Raw genomic sequence first — 16,789 nt, 5'->3', positions numbered from 1 at the left:
ATAAATATTATGTCAACAAAAAACTGGCCCCTTTGGGAAATCTTCATAAGAAGTAAAAACGGATTAGAGCACAGGCACTCAGGAAGCCTTCACGCTGCTGATGCAGAAATGGCATTGGAAAATGCAAGAGATGTTTACACAAGACGTAATGAGGGTGTAAGTATTTGGGTTGTAGAATCCAAAAACATAACAGCTTCAAACCCTGAGAATAATGGTGAAATGTTTGAGCCAGCTCAGGACAAAGTCTATAGGCATCCCACATTTTACGATTTGCCAGATGAGGTGAAGCACATGTAACAAATCTATGGTTTGTCATCCTGAACTCGTTTCAGGATCTCATAATAATGAATTATTTAAAATGTAACGAAATGTCATGCTGAGCTTTTCCGCACTGAGCGCAGTCGAAGAGTCGAAGCATCTCAATTCAATAAGAAATGAAAAACAAAAACCTATACAACTATATACTCGGAATCGCAGATAACTCTTTAATCCTGGGACAAAGATTGGGAGAACTCTGTGGCCATGGTCCAACGTTGGAAACTGATATCGCTTGTACCAATGTTTCTTTGGACCTATTCGGTCAAGTGCGAAGCTACTTTCAATATGCGGCTAAAATAGCGGATGACGGGAGAACTGAAGACGATATTGCCATGCTCCGTAAAGAGCGAGAATATCTAAATGTATTGTTGGTGGAACAGCCAAATACGAATTTCGCATATACTATTGGACGTCAGTTTCTATTCGATGTATATCATTTGGCATTTCTTACAGAATTAGAAAAAAGCAAGGATTTAACGCTTTCTGCCATTGCGAAAAAAAGCATCAAAGAAGTACGTTACCATGAGCGATTTTCTTCAGACTGGGTAAAGCGCTTAGGAGATGGAACTGAAGAAAGCAAAACAAAAATGCAAGAAGCCATAAACGATTTGTGGACTTATACTGATGAATTATTTCATCAAACTGAAGCCGATAAAGCGATGGTTAAGGAAGGTATAGGTGTTGATGTTACTAAGTTAAAGGAAGATTATTACGAGAATGTTAGTGAACTTTTAGAAGAATCAACATTAGAAGTGCCAGAATCAAAATACTTCCAAAAAGGAGGGAAAAAAGGCATTCATACAGAGCACATGGGATATTTATTAGCGGAACTGCAATACATGCAACGCGCTTATCCTAATATGGAATGGTAACAAATTTCTGCGAAAGCAAGAATCTCATAAACTGAACCAATCCGTCACCTCGAGCGTAGTCGAGAGGTCTCAAAATTATGACAACAACAGAACAAAACATAGACAAGAAACTAATTCCAATTTTGGGAGGTGTTTCAGATCCAGAAATCCCTGTCCTTTCAATCATGGACATGGGAGTTGTACGTTCTGCAGTCATAGAAAATAATACGGTAAAAGTCGAAATTACACCAACTTACAGTGGCTGTCCAGCAATGGATGTCATTGGAGATGATATAAAAAAAGCATTAAAAGAAGCAGGTTATAATTCAGAAATTGAATTAATCTTACATCCAGCTTGGACGACTGATTGGATAACACCGAGAGGGAGAAAAGCATTAGAAGATTACGGCATAGCGGCACCTTTAGGCGCGGAAGCAGATAAAGATGTTTTACTAAACGGAAAACGAATCGTAAAATGTACCAATTGTGGTTCGCAAAACACGCGATTGGTAAGTCAGTTTGGCTCAACAGCATGCAAAGCACAGTTTCAATGTGACGATTGTCAAGAGCCTTTCGATTATTTTAAATGTTTAAAATAAGAGTTGTCGTCATGCTGAACTTGTTTCAGTATCTCATAAGGTTTGTCATTCCACACTGTTCCACTGAGCTTGTCGAAGTGTGATGTGAATCCACAATAAAAAAATAAATATGACAGAAAGTATAAAACTAAAAATAGAAAACAAAGTAGCCTACATCACGCTCAACAGACCTGAAGTATTCAATGGTTTCAACCGCGAAATGGCATTAACTCTTCAGGATATCCTAGATGATTGTGAGCGAAATTCTGAAGTGAGAGCAATTGTACTTACTGGAAGCGGAAAAGCATTTTGCGCAGGTCAAGATTTAAAAGAAGTCACTTCGCCAGAACTAAACCCAGGGTTCAAAAAAATATTAGAAGAACATTATAACCCAATAATCACACGAATCAGAAATATTAAAAAACCGATTGTTGGAGCCATAAATGGAGTAGCAGCAGGTGCTGGAGCAAATATTGCACTGGCTTGCGATATTGTAGTGGCACATGAAAAAGTGAGCTTTATTCAAGCTTTTAGTTTAATAGGACTAATTCCTGATAGCGCAGGAACATTCTTTTTGCCACGATTAATTGGTTTCCAAAAAGCTTTAGCTTTAGCGATGTTAGGAGATAAAATTTCAGCGGAAGAGGCAGAGAAAATGGGAATGATTTATAAGTGCGTTTCAACAGATGAGTTCGAAGCAACAATCAATGGCTTGGCACAGAAACTAGCAAATATGCCAACAAAAGCATTGGGTATGATTAAGGAATTGTTCAATAAATCAATGACAAATGATTTGGACGCTCAACTGGCTTTAGAGTCTAAATTACAGATCGAAGCTGCAAGCAGTAACGACTACGCAGAGGGCGTTGCCGCATTTATAGAAAAGCGTAAGCCAAATTTTAAAGGAAATTAAAAAAAGGTTAATCGAAAGATTGTCCCCTCGAGGGGACGTTAGGGGTGTAAAGAATTGAAAAATAAAATAATTCCATATAATCCAAAACTAAAAGAGCTTGCAAGAGAGCTAAGAAAAAATAGCACCTTAGCTGAGGTTTTATTATGGAAAAACATAAAAAATAGAACCTTAGGAGTTCAGTTTCACAGGCAAGTGCCTATGCTGGATTATATCGTTGACTTTTATTGTCATGAATTAATGCTAGCCATTGAAATAGATGGTAATTCACATGCATTTAGATATTTTGAAGATGCTAATAGACAGAATAAATTAGAAAATCAAGGAGTGAAGTTTGTTAGGTTTTCTGATAGCGATGTCAAGAATAATATATTCAGTGTTTGTATGACTCTTGAAGAAAAAGTGACATCTTTGATAACACCCCTAAAGTCCCCTCAAGGGGACAATTTGAAACAAACCCTCATAAAAGTTCACGAAAGGATAAAACCATACATTCACAAAACACCTGTACTTACATCACAATTGTTAAATGAAAAAGCAGGATGCAACTTATTCTTTAAATGTGAAAACTTCCAAAAAATGGGTGCCTTTAAAATGAGAGGTGCAACCAATGCTATATTATCGCTATCAGAAGGTGAAAGACAAAAAGGAGTGGTAACACATTCTTCAGGTAATTTTGCACAAGCAGTTTCGTTGGCGGCAAAAAAAATGAATGTAAAGGCGAATATTGTAATGCCAGAAAATGCACCACAGGTTAAGAAAAATGCAGTTAAAACTTACGGTGGAAATATAATTGAGTGCGAATCCACAGCCAAAGCAAGAGAAAAAAAAGCTAACGAGGTTAAGGAGGAACTGGGTGCATCATTTTTACATCCATCCAACCAGATTGAAGTAATTTACGGCAATGCAACTGCAGCAATGGAACTACTGGAAGAACAGCCGGATTTAGATGTGATACTAACGCCTGTTGGAGGTGGAGGTCTCATTGCCGGAACTGCTTTAGCGGCACATTTTTTTTCGAATAAATGTAAAGTTATAGGTGGAGAGCCAATGGAAGCAGATGATGCTTATCGCTCATTAATTTCAGGTAAAATTGAAACAAACGATACGGCAGATACAGTTGCTGATGGCTTACGAACCAATTTGGGCGATAGAAATTTTCCAATCATTCAAAAACACGTTGAGAAGATTATTCGTGTTGAAGAATACGAAATTATCGAAGCTATGCAGCTCATTTGGGAACGCATGAAAATCATCATTGAACCATCGTGTGCAGTACCTTTTGCAGCAGTACTAAAGAATAAAGAAGAATTTAAAAATAAAAATGTCGGAATTATTTTATCTGGCGGAAATGTTGATATAACAAATCTACCTTTTTGATTATTTGAAGGATTGTCCCCTTGAGGGGACTTTAGGGGTGTTTTCAAAATGAAAAATAAAAACATGAACATAGGAATTATAGGAAGTGGAACAATGGGAAGTGGCATCGCACAAGTAGCCGCAACTGCTAATTGTAAAGTAAAATTATACGATACCAATCAAGCTGCTTTAGATAAAGCCAAAGCATCACTTGAAAAAATCCTAAATCGATTAATTGAAAAAGGCCGAATTGATTCTGACGAAAAAAACAGAATTCAAGGAAACATTAGCTATGTAGATAATTTGAAAGATTTATCTGATTCAAATTTAACTATCGAAGCCATTATAGAAAACCTTGATATCAAACAAAAAGTTTTTTCAGAATTAGAGGGTTATGTTTCTGCCGATTGTATCATAGCTTCAAATACTTCAAGTTTGTCTATTGCTTCTATAGCTGCCTCATTAAAAAAACCAGAGCGTTGCATCGGAATTCACTTTTTTAACCCAGCACCATTAATGAAATTGGTTGAGGTGATTCCTGCGATTCAAACTTCAAAAGACGTTTTGGAAAAATCAATTCAAACAATTAAGGATTGGAAAAAAACTGTAGCAGTTGCAAAAGACACACCTGGTTTTATTGTCAACAGAGTCGCTAGACCGTTTTATGGAGAATCATTAAGAATCTATGAAGAAGGCATAGCCGATTTTGCAACCATCGATTGGAGTTTAAAAACTATTGGTGGTTTCAGAATGGGACCATTTGAGCTTATGGATTTTATAGGAAATGACGTTAATTATATTGTTACTGAAACCGTATTTACCGCATTTTATTTCGACCCAAGATACAAGCCAGCATTTACGCAGAAACGTTTTGCAGAAGCTGGTTATTTAGGTAGAAAATCAGGAAAAGGCTATTACGATTATTCGGAAGGAGCAACGAAACCTAATCCAAAAGAGGATAAAGCACTAGCGGAAAAAATATTTAATAGAGTTATAGTAATGCTTATCAACGAGGCTGCAGATGCTTTGTTTTTAAATATTGCTTCAGCAGAAGATATTGATAATGCCATGACCAAAGGTGTGAATTATCCTAAAGGTTTATTGGCTTGGGCAGACGAGATAGGAATCGATAAATGTGTTGATGCATTAGACCGATTATATAACGAATACCACGAAGATAGATACCGTTGTAGTCCGCTGTTGCGAAAAATGAATAGAGAGAATAGAACGTTTTTTAATTAGAGCGTCATTCCTAACGAAGTGAAGGAATTTCTTAAAAAGATTGCCACGTTCTTTGTCCTCGCAATGACATATAAATATAAACTGAACAAATTCCCTTTCTTTTGGAAAGGGTTAGGGATAGGAATGAAAGGAAAAGATATACCACACAAAATGCTTAGCCAAGACGCCTACAGCCAATGGCTAGGAATTGAAATTTTAGAATGTGAAATTGGCAGATGCAAGGTAGCAATGACCGTTAGAAAGGATATGCTAAACAGCATGAACAAAGCACATGGCGGAATAAGCTATTCATTAGCAGATACAGCATTCGGATTTACGGCCAATACACACGGCAACTATGCAGTTTCAATTGAAACAAGCATCAATCATATCGAAGCATTAAACGAAGGCGATTACTTAGTCGCTGAATCCGTTATCGAAAAAGTAAATAACAGACTAGGTTTTAACATCGTAGAAGTGAAACGTGGAGAAGAATTAGTAGCTTTGTTCAAAGGAGTCGTTTATCGAACTCAAAAACAATGGGAAGAATAGAAATAGTTAACCAATCAAATTTCGAATTATGAAATGGCAACGCAGAAAAAAAAGCGATAACTTCGAAGACCGTCGAGGGATGAGCAATAAAGGTAAATTAGCGGCTGGTGGTGGCGTAATCGCAGTAGTTGTAATTTTATTGCAATTATTTGGTGGGGAAACTGGCCAACAATTGGCACCAATAATTGAACAAGTTGGTGGCTCTCAAACTACACAACAAGTAGAGCAACGTGAATTAACCCAACAAGATAAAGCTATGGGTGAATTTATGAATTTCTTACTTATAAATACCGAAGAAACTTGGAGTAGGCTTTTTAGAGAAAACAGTTTAGGAGACTACAAAGAACCAAACATGGTCTTATTTACGAGTGCGGTCAATACTGCTTGTGGTAGTGCCAGTTCGGCATCAGGACCTTTTTACTGTCCGGCTGACCAAAAAGTATATATGGATTTAGCTTTTTTTGATGAATTGAAAACGCGATTTGGAGCTAAAGGAGGTGATTTTGCCATTGCCTATGTAACGGCTCACGAGGTTGGCCATCATATTCAAACAATTTTGGGCACATCGAGCAAAGTTCGTCAATTACAGTCGCAATCGAATCAAACACAGGCAAACAAATTATCTGTCGCACAAGAGTTACAAGCTGATTTTTACGCAGGAGTTTGGGCTCATCATAATAAGCAATTATTAGAAGCTGGCGATATTGAGGAGGCTATGAGTGCAGCAAGAGCGGTTGGAGATGATGCCATACAGAGACGAACCAGAGGAAGCGTGAATTCAGATAGTTTTACACACGGAACATCAAAACAGCGTATGGATTGGTTTATGAAAGGCTATAACAATGGGGATATGAGAAACGGTGATACGTTTTCTGCCCTCTTGAATTGAACAATTCCTGCGCAGGCAGGAATCTCTTGGCAAAAAGGCAATGAACTTGAGTCAAGAAAAAAACATAGCAAGTTAGTGCGTTAGGGATTGAAGCGACATCCTTTTTTAGTTATGGCTGAGGTTCTCGAAGCCAACATCAAAAAAGATATAGCGGAAAGCCCGACCTTCAGGTAACGCCAAAAAAAATAAAAATAATTAAAAAAGTTCCCTTTCCTCAGGAAAGGGCTAGGGATAGGAATGAAAGAAGCATACATAATAGACGGAATTAGAACACCAATAGGAAATTACAAAGGCACGTTATCTGCAGTTCGCACAGACGATTTGGGAGCCATTGTCATTGAAGAAATTGTAAAAAGAAATCCAGACATCCCAAAAGAAGCGTACGACGATGTCATTATGGGTTGCGCCAATCAAGCAGGAGAAGACAATCGAAACGTAGCGAGAATGTCAGCATTATTAGCCGGACTACCATTTACAGTTCCTGGCGAAACGGTAAACAGACTTTGCAGTTCGGGCTTATCGGCAATTATCCATGCAAACAGAGCTATTAAAGCTGGAGATGGAGACCTCTTTATTTCAGGAGGTGTAGAAAATATGACGCGTGGACCATACGTCATTGCAAAACCATCAAGTGCTTTTGGTAACGATTCCAAAATGTACGATTCTAGTTTCGGATGGAGATTTGTTAATCCAAAAATGCACGAAATATATGGAACCGATGGCATGGGAGTGACTGCCGAAAATTTAGTAGAAAAATATGACATCTCAAGAGAAGACCAAGATAAGTTCGCTTATTGGAGCCAAATGAAAGCAACTAAGGCGCAAGAGAATGGAAGGCTGGCAAAAGAAATCGTGACCGTGGAAATTCCACAGCGCAAAAAAGACCCAATTAAATTTTCTGAGGATGAATTTATTAAACCTAATACCTCATTAGAAGTTTTAGGAAAATTAAGAGCAGCCTTTAAAAAAGAAGGTGGCAGCGTCACAGCTGGAAATTCTTCAGGATTAAACGATGGCGCAGCAGCAACGATTATCGCCTCAGAAGACGCAGTAAAAAAATACAATTTAAAACCATTAGCAAGAATTGTAAGTTCGGCAGTGGTTGGTGTGGAGCCAAGAATTATGGGCATCGGTCCGGTAGAAGCTTCAAATAAAGCGCTCAAAAAAGCAGGCTTGACTTTGGATGATATGGATATAATTGAGCTTAACGAAGCTTTTGCTGCACAAGCATTGGCATGTACTAGGGAATGGGGACTTGCAGATGATGACCCAAGATTGAACCCAAATGGCGGATCTATTGCGATTGGGCATCCACTTGGCGTTACAGGAGCAAGACTAGCATATTCCGCGGCTTTAGAGTTGCAAGAGCAAAACAAGCGCTACGCTTTAGTGACTATGTGCGTTGGTGTTGGTCAAGGATATGCAGCTATTATTGAACGAGTAGAATAGAAAATAGACCGCTACGCTCATAGAATATAGAATATAGATAGCAAGAGGTGGTCGTTGAAATGCAGAATATAAAAATCAAATCGTTAAGAATTTCTGAAGCCTTGGAAGAAATTTAGATTTTATTTTTGGTTTTCAAGCTCAATAAGAGATTGAAAAATTCCTCATTTCAACTTGAATTTTTGGTTCGTTTTGTTTCAAGACAAAATGAACATAAATAAAAACAAATACGAAATGAATAAAATACCGCATTATATATTAGGTTCATGGACAACTGGAAAAGAAGAGGGAGCACCAATTTTAGATGCTGTCACTGGCGAAGCCTTTACAAGCGTTGCAATTGAAGGTCTCGACATTCCTGAAATCCTAAACTACGGAAGAACAAAAGGAGGAGAAAAGCTTCGTAAAATGACTTTTCAAGAACGTGGAAACATGCTTAAAAAGTTAGCATTATATCTCACTAAAAGAAAAGATCAATTCTACGATTTGAGTTATAGAACAGGTGCCACACGAGTTGATAGCTGGATAGATATCGAAGGTGGTTTCGGTAACTTATTCGCAAACGCATCTTTGCGAAAACTATTTCCTAATCAGCCCTATCACGTAGAAGGAGACCCAATCGATTTGTCTCGTGGCGGACGCTTTATGGCACATCATATCATGGTGCCTAAACGAGGAGTTGCAGTACACATCAACGCTTTCAATTTCCCGGTTTGGGGCATGTTAGAAAAATGTGCGGTAAATTGGATGGCAGGCGTTCCTGCCGTTGTTTTACCTGCACCTTCATCATCTTATTTAGCTGAAGCTGTAGCAAGAACAATTATCGATTCAAAAATATTGCCAGAAGGTGCACTTCAAATAATTAACGGGACCGTTAAAAACATATTAGATACAGTTGAATCCCAAGATGTTGTAACCTTTACAGGTTCTGCTTCAACGGGTCGATTGCTAAAAGCACATCCAAGGTTAATTGAGGAATCTGTGCCATTCACTATGGAAGCAGACTCGCTTAATGCATCAATTTTAGGAGAAGATGCTAAACCTGGCACACCGGAATTCGACCTGTTCATTAAAGAGGTTCGAAAAGAAATGACCGTTAAATGCGGACAAAAATGTACCGCAATCAGAAGAGTTATCGTTCCAGAAAATTTAGTTGAAGACGTTCAAGTCCACTTAGGAAAAGCATTGGATAAAGTCACAATCGGAGACCCAAGATTAAAAGAAGTTAGAATGGGTTCTTTGGTCAGCCGTCATCAAGTTGAAGCCGTAAGAGATTCAGTAAATGATTTAGCGAAAGAAGCCCAAATCGTATATGGAGATTTAGATAAAATTGAAACCATTGGAGCGGATGCCGAAAAAGGTGCGTTTATCAGCCCTATTTTATTAAGAGCAGATCATCCATTTCAAAATACAATTATTCACGAACGTGAGGCTTTCGGTCCAGTAAGTACCATAATGCCTTATAAAAATTTGGATGAAGCCATTCAATTGGCACAAATGGGTAAAGGCTCATTAGTGTCTTCAATCGCGACGAATGACGATAAGATTGCTAAAGAATACACCATAAATGCAGCATCGCATCACGGACGAATTTTAGTGATTAATCGTGAAATGGCAAAACAAAGTACAGGTCACGGTTCACCATTACCATATTTGGTACATGGTGGTCCAGGACGAGCTGGTGGTGGAGAAGAAATGGGTGGCATGCGAGGTATTAAGCATTATTTACAGCGAACGGCCATACAGGGTTCGCCAACTACAATTACTGAAATCACTGGTATTTATCAACAACACGCAAAGTATAAGGAGGCTGAACAGCATCCTTTTCAATATCATTGGGAAGATATTGAACCAGGAATGTCGCTTAAAACACATAAGCGTACATTAACAGATACAGATATCATTAATTTTGCCAATCTCACTTGGGATCATTTTTATGCCCATACGGATATTACATCTTTAGACGGAAGTATTTTCGAAAAGCGAACGGCTCACGGCTATTTCATTATTTCGGCCGCAGCAGGTTTGTTTGTATATCCAAATAAAGGTCCTGTCGCTGCAAATTATGGTTTGGATAGTATTCGGTTTTTACGACCGTTGTACCATAATGACACCATTTATGTTCGACTGACGTGTAAGGAGAAAGTCGATAGAGATGTGGCGTCAACAGAACACCCAAGCGGAATCGTAAAGTGGCATGTCGAAGTATTTGATGCTAATTTTGAAAACAGACCTGAAAGCGAAAAAACTGAAAAGGATAGTCCTTTAGTTGCTGTAGCAACCATATTAACTATGGTTCAGAAAAAACAGGAAACGTTTGTAGAAATGACAGACGAAAAAATAGATGAATTGCTATCAAAGTTGAAGTCAGATATGAAGCCTGAATGGGGAATTATGACACCACAACACATGGTTGAGCATCTGGAATACACTTATAAAATCGCCTCGGGAGAAATTCAAGATTTTGATGTGAATACACCAGAAAAGATTTTGGAAAAGGTACATGCGAGTTTATACAACTACGACAAGTTTCCGAAAAACACCAATTTCCCATTATTAGAAAAAGACACTTTAGATGAATTGAGACATGCCGATTTAGAAACGGCAATTGAAAAGTTCAAAGAACAACGCAAAAAATACATCGAGTATTTCAAAGAAAATCCAGAAGCCAAACTAAATAATATGGTATTCGGAGAAATGAACAAATATGAGTGGTATTTACTCGAAAGAAAACACTTAAACCACCATTTTGAACAATTTGGATTAATGTAATTTTGTCATTCCTGCGAAGGCAGGAATCCAGAATAGAATAAAAATTAAAATAGATTCCTGCCTTCGCAGGAATGACAATAAATGAAAAACATGAGTGACCCATACGTAAAACAAACCATAGAAAACGAAGTAGCATACATAGAATTCTTTCACCCAGCACACAATTCCTTACCGGGAGATGTTTTGGCAGAATTAGCCCAAACCATTACAGATACAGGAACTAACGACGATATAAAAGTTATCGTCTTGAAAAGTGGAGGCGATAGAACATTCTGCGCCGGAGCAAGCTTCAAGGAACTGATTAACATCAACGATGCAGCCACGGGAAAAGTCTTCTTTTCAGGATTCGCCAATGTGATTAATGCGATGCGTAAGTGTCCAAAATTCATAATCGGTCGTATCCAAGGAAAAACCGTTGGAGGCGGAGTCGGATTAGCAGCATCCACCGATTATTGTATGGCAACAAAATTTGCAGCTATAAAGTTGAGCGAATTAAATATTGGCATCGGACCATTCGTCGTAGGCCCAGCCATAGAACGCAAAATGGGATTAAGCGCTATGTCGCAAATCGCTATTGATGCGAACTCTTTTTATCCACCAGAGTGGGCAAAACAAAAAGGACTGTTCACACAGGTTTATGAGAGCACTGAAGAACTTGATGAAGCCGTAAAAACAACAGCAGAGCATTTATGTACCTACAACCCTGAAGCCATGCAAGAAATGAAGAAAATTTTCTGGAAGGGTACTGAAGATTGGGACAAACTATTAGCTGAGCGTGCAGAAACGAGCGGAAGATTAGTGCTTTCTGAATTTACGAAAGAGAAATTGAAAACTTATAAATAAGGACGTCATTGCGAGGACGAAGGACGTGGCAATCTCATGATGAGATTCTTCGCTTTGCTCTGAATGACATATTCAAAAAATATGATTTATTCATTTAAAGGCTACACGCCAGTTGTACACAAAAGCAGTTTTGTGCATCCATTGGCAGCCGTAACAGGAAATGTTATTATTGGCAAAAACTGTTATATTGGTCCAGGAGCTGCAATTCGCGGAGATTGGGGACAAATTATTTTAGAGGATGGTGTGAATGTTCAGGAAAATTGTACCGTGCATATGTTTCCGGGAAAATCCATCGTGTTAAAAGAGGGCGCTCATGTTGGTCATGGAGCTATTATTCATGGAGCAAATTTGGGCAGAAATTGTCTTATCGGAATGAACTCAGTGATTATGGACGATGCCGAAATTGGTGATGAATCCATCGTGGGAGCAATGGTATTTGTAAAGGCAGAAACTATAATTCCGAAACGAAGTTTAGTCGTTGGAAATCCAGCAAAAGTAGTTAAACAGGTCAGTGATGAAATGATTGCTTGGAAAACAAAAGGGACTGAACTCTATCAACAATTGCCCAAGGATTGTCATGAGTCATTGAGAGCGGTTGAGCCTTTAAGAGAAGTGCCTGAAAACATGAAAGTTCAAGACGATATTTATAAAACGCTTCGAGAAACTTTTAAAAGATAATTGCTATCGTAGAAAATTTCTTTTTAGTTATTCTTTTAGCTGTATAAATTTGTGACATAATATTTTGTTTTACTTAAACACATAAAATTATGGCATGGAATAGCAGTGCAGAGCACACACAGTCAGATCGTGACAATCACGCAAACCAATTAAACCCAGATCATGAAGAGTATCATAACTCACGTGATGAAGACTAAATTTATCAATGCAAATTAAACTCTGCCTATGGTCTTAATGGGCAGGGTTCATTTCTCCATATGGAAACAAACAAAATTTTCAGTTATTCTTATAACAAAAAGCATGGGCTAAGATTTGGTTTTTTGCTTCAGACTATTTTCTGTTCTAAAATAGATGAATTTGACCGAAAATTGATTTATATTCTTCATGTTTCAGGAATCCTACCAGACGATATTTTAAAATATCATCGTCATAAAATCGATAAAGAATTTCTCATAAAATTTATGTTTCAAAAAACTGATGGTAAAAAAATTATTCCTGCCTCAACTATACGAGAGCTCGTTCAGATAGAAGACAAAGGAACATTTTTAAGCTATTTTGACAGTCTTGGATATAAAGGGAGAAGAAGTTTTACCTTGTCAGAGGCATACGAGATTATCAGCTATTGGTACGGGAAAGATTATATGGTTGTGTTTGATTCTCTAAAAAAAGGAGACATAGCCCTAAGGTTTACAGACGGAAAGTATGAAAGGCTAGAAGAAGAAATTACAGATAATAAGATTATGGATTTGATCAAATATAGAAATCATGATTATATTATGCCAAAATATCTACGAGAGTATATAGAATCTGTCAAAATGTATAATCTGATTGACGTGCTTGATAAAGATGAACAAATACTGAAGTATTTTGATTTAATTGCTTTTTTATTTTTGATTAGTATGTTCCACTAAACTTAATAGAATAGATTAGTTTCAAATCCTACTCAAATCAATTTCATTGGTTTCTTTGCCAGTGGAAAGCGTAATCAAGCTCTGCACATTACCTAAGTAGGGTAGTAGAGTCAATTTAGAAATAATAAAGGTTTCGTAAGCTTCAATATCTTCCACAATAAGTTTGAGTAAATAATCAAAATTTCCACTAACACGATGGCATTCTACAATCTCCGGAAAATTGTTGATCTCGGTTACAAATTTTTCTAAATAACTTCTCGTATGACCTTGCAGTGTAATACCAATAAATACAGTTAGTTTAATCCCGATTTTTTTATTATCGAGAACAGCAACGTACTTTTTAATATAACCTTCTTTTTCTAACTTCTTAATACGCTCAAAAACAGGAGAAGTGGTCATGCCCAATTCCTCAGCAATGCTTTTTGTAGTTCTATTGCTGTTTTTTTGAAGTATAGCAAGGATTTGCGTATCAATTTTGTCAAGACTGTGTGCCATCAGAAAATTATTTTTTAAAAGTGCAAATTTGTAAATATATGAAGAATATTATTCTTTATTTCAATGAATAAAAAGAACTATATTCTTATTAAATTTAATTATAGAGTATTTAACGAACAAAATATCTAAAATACCTTAATTTTATTGCTGATTTTAAAAGTTTAGAATTTGAGCAAGTTTGAATTAAAAATGCCTAAAATGGGTGAAAGTATCACCGAAGGAACGATCATAAATTGGTTAGTTGCCGAAGGTGATGGCTTTGATGAAGGAGACATCATTTTGGAAGTGGCAACTGATAAAGTTGATAATGAAGTTCCCGCACCAGCATCTGGAGTTTTAAAAGAAACATTGTTTCAAGCGAAAGATGTTGTTCCAGTTGGAGAAGTGATTGCCATACTTGAAGTTTCTGAAGAGGTGAAATCATCAAAGAAGCAAATTGTCATTCAGAGCGATAGCGAAGAATCTCCAAAAAAGAAAAAAGATAGTAAGCGACCAAAACCAACACAATCAGTTTCTACTTCAAATTCATTTTCAGTCAACAATACAAACACTTTCTTTTCACCATTAATCATAAAAATAGCCAAAGAACATCACATTAGTTTTGAAGAATTAGCTCGAATTCCAGCAACTGGAAACGAAGGCAGGTTGCGAAAAAGTGATGTATTCAATTATATAGAAGAAGGCCGTCCATACAAATTTGCACAGCCAATAACCCAAGATCCAACGGCATATCGTATTCCACAATTGACATTCGATAAAGGCAAAGGAAAAGTCATTGAAATGGATAGAATGCGCCAAATGATTGCTGACCACATGGTGTATTCAAAACATACATCGCCTCACGTTACTGCTTATGTTGAAGCCGACTTAACCAATATGGTCAATTGGAGAAACGCTAACAAAAAAGCCTTTCAAGAAAAATATGGAGAGCGATTAACCTTCACGCCTTTGTTTGTAGAAGCTGTTGCAAAAGCGGTTAAGGATTTTCCGAATATCAATGCGTCTGTAGATGGTAACAATATTATTGTAAAAGAAGATATAAATATCGGAATGGCAACGGCACTACCAAGTGGAAACTTAATTGTGCCAGTGGTAAAAAACGCAGACACCAAAGATTTAAAAACCTTGGCTGAAAATGTCAACGAATTAGCAAGTAAAGCTAGAGAGAACAAACTCGCTGGAGACGATATAAAAGGAAGCACATTCACCATTTCCAATGTTGGAACTTTCGGCAGTGTCATGGGAACACCGATCATCAATCAACCCGAAGTTGCCATTTTAGCATTAGGAATCATCAAAAAAAGACCAGAAGTCATAGAAACCGAAAAAGGAGACGAAATCGCAATTCGAAGTATGATGTATTTATCATTGTCCTTTGATCATCGCGTAGTCGATGGTTTTCTAGGTGGAAGCTTCGTACGACGCGTTGCCGACTATTTTGAGCAATTCGATGTCAATAGAAAAATATAAAAATTAACATCAATTCGAGTGATTCCGAATGCATTCGGAATTGTATCGAGAAGTCATTACAAATAAGTTCTCGATACAAAATTGCAAAAGCAATTTCACTCGAACTGACGAAAAATATTAACCGTTTGTCATCCTGAACTTGTTTCAGGATCTCATCAACATAAAATCATGAGCTACAATATTTCAATACAAAAAACAGAAACATCTAATCTCGATAAATTAGACTTCAACAATATACCTTTAGGAACTACATTCACTGATCACATGTTTATCTGTGATTACGACAATAGCGAATGGACCAACCCAAGGATAATTCCAATGGGAATGATTCCAACGCATCCTGCAGCAATGGCTTTGCACTACGGACAAGCCATTTTTGAAGGTATGAAGGCCACAGTAGATTCAGATGGCAATCCAATGTTGTTTAGGGCAGAGGATAATGCCAATCGTTTGAATTTTAGTGCCGACCGTATGGGTATGCCTAATATTCCCACTGAGTTATTTGTAGATGGTCTAAAACATTTGGTCGATTTAGACAGACAATGGATTCCGCCAATGAACGGCAGTGCTTTATATTTAAGACCGTTTATGTACGCAGATGAGCCATTTATTGGTATGCGTGCCGCAACACATTACAAGTTCATCATCATGGCATCGCCAGCAGGACCATTTTTCAGCAAGCGTATAAAATTATGGGCCGAAAAGAAATTCATTAGAGCAGCTCAAGGTGGTACAGGAGAGGCCAAAGCCGCGGGAAATTACGCAGCCGCAATTCGTCCAACAGAATTGGCAAAAGCCAAAGGTTACGACCAAGTGTTGTGGTTAGATGCAGTTGAGCACAAGTACATTCAAGAAGTGGGTACGATGAATATCTTTTTTAAGATTAATGACAAATTTATTACTCCAGAATTAGACGGTTGTGTTTTGGATGGTATAACCAGAAAGAGTGTTATTGCCTTATTAAAAGATCGCGGTTTTGAAGTCACAGAACGAAAAATCACCATTGATGAAATTAGGGAAGCCTCTAAAAATGGTACCTTAAAAGAAGCATTTGGGACAGGTACGGCAGTTGGTATTGCTTACATTCAGGAAATTGGATTGGATGGCGAATCCATTCACGTGTCTCACGATAGTCCTGTTGGGATAGAAATAAATCAGCGATTAAACGATATAAAAACTGGAAAAGTTGAAGACAAATTTGGTTGGATGACCAAAATAGATAAGCAATAGGTGGATAAGGGCGTTACCACAAGGGTCGGGCTTTCACTACTCGCTTCCCGACGACAAAGTCGGGAGAGCTCAAACAGGTCGTTCAATCCCTAACGCGGAAGTAACTGCCACAATTAAAAAGGACGTCACTTCGAGTGATTTGTGAGGCACGAACAAATTGTATCGAGAAGTAATTAAAAGTTCTCGATACAAAATTGCAGAAAAAGCAATTTCACTCGAACTGACGGAATGATTAAAAACAGTTTTGTCATTCCTGCGAATGCAGG

At 37.6% G+C, this 16,789-nt stretch carries 16 protein-coding genes and 1 pseudogene; 16 read left to right on the top strand and 1 reads right to left on the bottom strand.

Features of this window, described 5'->3' with window-relative positions:
* The first annotated feature begins 9 nt into the window (after window positions 1-9).
* The 14 genes and pseudogenes from paaB (at window position 10) to HM983_RS03995 (ending at window position 13,328) form a co-directional block, all read left to right on the top strand.
* Window positions 10-297, top strand: a complete 288-nt coding sequence (gene paaB, locus HM983_RS04055; protein WP_179344127.1) for a 1,2-phenylacetyl-CoA epoxidase subunit PaaB — start codon at window positions 10-12, stop codon at window positions 295-297.
* A 137-nt stretch (window positions 298-434) separates the two neighbouring features.
* Window positions 435-1,190, top strand: coding sequence for a 1,2-phenylacetyl-CoA epoxidase subunit PaaC (gene paaC / locus HM983_RS04050; RefSeq protein ID WP_179344126.1), 756 nt, complete (start codon window positions 435-437; stop codon window positions 1,188-1,190).
* 77 nt (window positions 1,191-1,267) lie between these two features.
* Window positions 1,268-1,768, top strand: coding sequence for a 1,2-phenylacetyl-CoA epoxidase subunit PaaD (gene paaD, locus HM983_RS04045; RefSeq protein WP_179344125.1), 501 nt, complete (start codon window positions 1,268-1,270; stop codon window positions 1,766-1,768).
* A 109-nt stretch (window positions 1,769-1,877) separates the two neighbouring features.
* On the top strand, window positions 1,878-2,660 hold the full coding sequence (locus HM983_RS04040; RefSeq protein WP_179344124.1) for an enoyl-CoA hydratase-related protein: 783 nt from the start codon (window positions 1,878-1,880) through the stop codon (window positions 2,658-2,660).
* 54 nt (window positions 2,661-2,714) lie between these two features.
* Window positions 2,715-3,035 (top strand): annotated as a pseudogene (locus HM983_RS15790) (endonuclease domain-containing protein); the annotation flags it as partial.
* A gap of 69 nt (window positions 3,036-3,104) precedes the next feature.
* Window positions 3,105-4,037 carry a threonine ammonia-lyase gene (locus HM983_RS04035; protein ID WP_246277477.1) on the top strand — a complete coding sequence of 311 codons (933 nt, stop codon included), beginning with the start codon at window positions 3,105-3,107 and terminating at the stop codon, window positions 4,035-4,037.
* 63 nt (window positions 4,038-4,100) lie between these two features.
* Window positions 4,101-5,258 (top strand): 3-hydroxyacyl-CoA dehydrogenase NAD-binding domain-containing protein, encoded by a 1,158-nt coding sequence (locus HM983_RS04030; protein WP_179344122.1) that lies wholly within the window; start codon window positions 4,101-4,103, stop codon window positions 5,256-5,258.
* A 123-nt stretch (window positions 5,259-5,381) separates the two neighbouring features.
* On the top strand, window positions 5,382-5,789 hold the full coding sequence (locus HM983_RS04025; RefSeq protein WP_179344745.1) for a hotdog fold thioesterase: 408 nt from the start codon (window positions 5,382-5,384) through the stop codon (window positions 5,787-5,789).
* 28 nt (window positions 5,790-5,817) lie between these two features.
* Window positions 5,818-6,678 (top strand): KPN_02809 family neutral zinc metallopeptidase, encoded by an 861-nt coding sequence (gene ypfJ, locus HM983_RS04020; RefSeq protein ID WP_179344121.1) that lies wholly within the window; start codon window positions 5,818-5,820, stop codon window positions 6,676-6,678.
* Window positions 6,679-6,915: 237 nt separating this feature from the next.
* The gene (gene pcaF, locus HM983_RS04015) at window positions 6,916-8,127 is read left to right on the top strand and encodes a 3-oxoadipyl-CoA thiolase (RefSeq protein WP_179344120.1); all 1,212 of its coding nucleotides are present in this window, start codon (window positions 6,916-6,918) and stop codon (window positions 8,125-8,127) included.
* A gap of 231 nt (window positions 8,128-8,358) precedes the next feature.
* Window positions 8,359-10,896 carry a phenylacetic acid degradation bifunctional protein PaaZ gene (gene paaZ, locus HM983_RS04010; protein ID WP_179344119.1) on the top strand — a complete coding sequence of 846 codons (2,538 nt, stop codon included), beginning with the start codon at window positions 8,359-8,361 and terminating at the stop codon, window positions 10,894-10,896.
* Window positions 10,897-10,986: 90 nt separating this feature from the next.
* Window positions 10,987-11,739 (top strand): enoyl-CoA hydratase/isomerase family protein, encoded by a 753-nt coding sequence (locus tag HM983_RS04005; protein ID WP_179344118.1) that lies wholly within the window; start codon window positions 10,987-10,989, stop codon window positions 11,737-11,739.
* A gap of 81 nt (window positions 11,740-11,820) precedes the next feature.
* Complete coding sequence (locus HM983_RS04000; protein ID WP_179344117.1) at window positions 11,821-12,417, top strand: acyltransferase; 597 nt, start codon at window positions 11,821-11,823, stop codon at window positions 12,415-12,417.
* 257 nt (window positions 12,418-12,674) lie between these two features.
* Window positions 12,675-13,328 (top strand): hypothetical protein, encoded by a 654-nt coding sequence (locus HM983_RS03995; RefSeq protein WP_179344116.1) that lies wholly within the window; start codon window positions 12,675-12,677, stop codon window positions 13,326-13,328.
* A 21-nt stretch (window positions 13,329-13,349) separates the two neighbouring features.
* Here the strand turns inward: HM983_RS03995 and HM983_RS03990 are convergent, their stop codons facing one another.
* Window positions 13,350-13,823, bottom strand: coding sequence for an Lrp/AsnC family transcriptional regulator (locus HM983_RS03990; RefSeq protein WP_179344115.1), 474 nt, complete (start codon window positions 13,821-13,823; stop codon window positions 13,350-13,352).
* A gap of 198 nt (window positions 13,824-14,021) precedes the next feature.
* Between HM983_RS03990 and HM983_RS03985 the strand changes: the two genes are divergently transcribed.
* Window positions 14,022-15,293 carry a dihydrolipoamide acetyltransferase family protein gene (locus HM983_RS03985; protein ID WP_246277454.1) on the top strand — a complete coding sequence of 424 codons (1,272 nt, stop codon included), beginning with the start codon at window positions 14,022-14,024 and terminating at the stop codon, window positions 15,291-15,293.
* A gap of 168 nt (window positions 15,294-15,461) precedes the next feature.
* The gene (locus HM983_RS03980; protein ID WP_179344114.1) at window positions 15,462-16,523 is read left to right on the top strand and encodes a branched-chain amino acid aminotransferase; all 1,062 of its coding nucleotides are present in this window, start codon (window positions 15,462-15,464) and stop codon (window positions 16,521-16,523) included.
* The last annotated feature ends 266 nt before the right edge of the window (window positions 16,524-16,789 follow it).

The sequence above is a fragment of the Winogradskyella ursingii genome, assembly GCF_013403975.1.
Taxonomy (GTDB): domain Bacteria; phylum Bacteroidota; class Bacteroidia; order Flavobacteriales; family Flavobacteriaceae; genus Winogradskyella; species Winogradskyella ursingii.
Note: the sequence above shows the minus strand (reverse complement) of the source record. Positions and strands in the feature narration are given on the sequence as shown.

What these genes read in the sequence shown, in the direction of transcription:
- paaB (WP_179344127.1), top strand. Translation starts at nt 10, where the DNA reads ATGTCAACAAAAAACTGGCCCCTTTGGGAAATCTTCATAAGAAGTAAA.
- paaC (WP_179344126.1), top strand. Translation starts at nt 435, where the DNA reads ATGAAAAACAAAAACCTATACAACTATATACTCGGAATCGCAGATAAC.
- paaD (WP_179344125.1), top strand. Translation starts at nt 1,268, where the DNA reads ATGACAACAACAGAACAAAACATAGACAAGAAACTAATTCCAATTTTG.
- HM983_RS04040 (WP_179344124.1), top strand. Translation starts at nt 1,878, where the DNA reads ATGACAGAAAGTATAAAACTAAAAATAGAAAACAAAGTAGCCTACATC.
- HM983_RS04030 (WP_179344122.1), top strand. Translation starts at nt 4,101, where the DNA reads ATGAACATAGGAATTATAGGAAGTGGAACAATGGGAAGTGGCATCGCA.
- HM983_RS04025 (WP_179344745.1), top strand. Translation starts at nt 5,382, where the DNA reads ATGAAAGGAAAAGATATACCACACAAAATGCTTAGCCAAGACGCCTAC.
- ypfJ (WP_179344121.1), top strand. Translation starts at nt 5,818, where the DNA reads ATGAAATGGCAACGCAGAAAAAAAAGCGATAACTTCGAAGACCGTCGA.
- pcaF (WP_179344120.1), top strand. Translation starts at nt 6,916, where the DNA reads ATGAAAGAAGCATACATAATAGACGGAATTAGAACACCAATAGGAAAT.
- paaZ (WP_179344119.1), top strand. Translation starts at nt 8,359, where the DNA reads ATGAATAAAATACCGCATTATATATTAGGTTCATGGACAACTGGAAAA.
- HM983_RS04005 (WP_179344118.1), top strand. Translation starts at nt 10,987, where the DNA reads ATGAGTGACCCATACGTAAAACAAACCATAGAAAACGAAGTAGCATAC.
- HM983_RS04000 (WP_179344117.1), top strand. Translation starts at nt 11,821, where the DNA reads ATGATTTATTCATTTAAAGGCTACACGCCAGTTGTACACAAAAGCAGT.
- HM983_RS03995 (WP_179344116.1), top strand. Translation starts at nt 12,675, where the DNA reads ATGGAAACAAACAAAATTTTCAGTTATTCTTATAACAAAAAGCATGGG.
- HM983_RS03990 (WP_179344115.1), bottom strand. Translation starts at nt 13,823, where the DNA reads ATGGCACACAGTCTTGACAAAATTGATACGCAAATCCTTGCTATACTT.
- HM983_RS03985 (WP_246277454.1), top strand. Translation starts at nt 14,022, where the DNA reads ATGGGTGAAAGTATCACCGAAGGAACGATCATAAATTGGTTAGTTGCC.
- HM983_RS03980 (WP_179344114.1), top strand. Translation starts at nt 15,462, where the DNA reads ATGAGCTACAATATTTCAATACAAAAAACAGAAACATCTAATCTCGAT.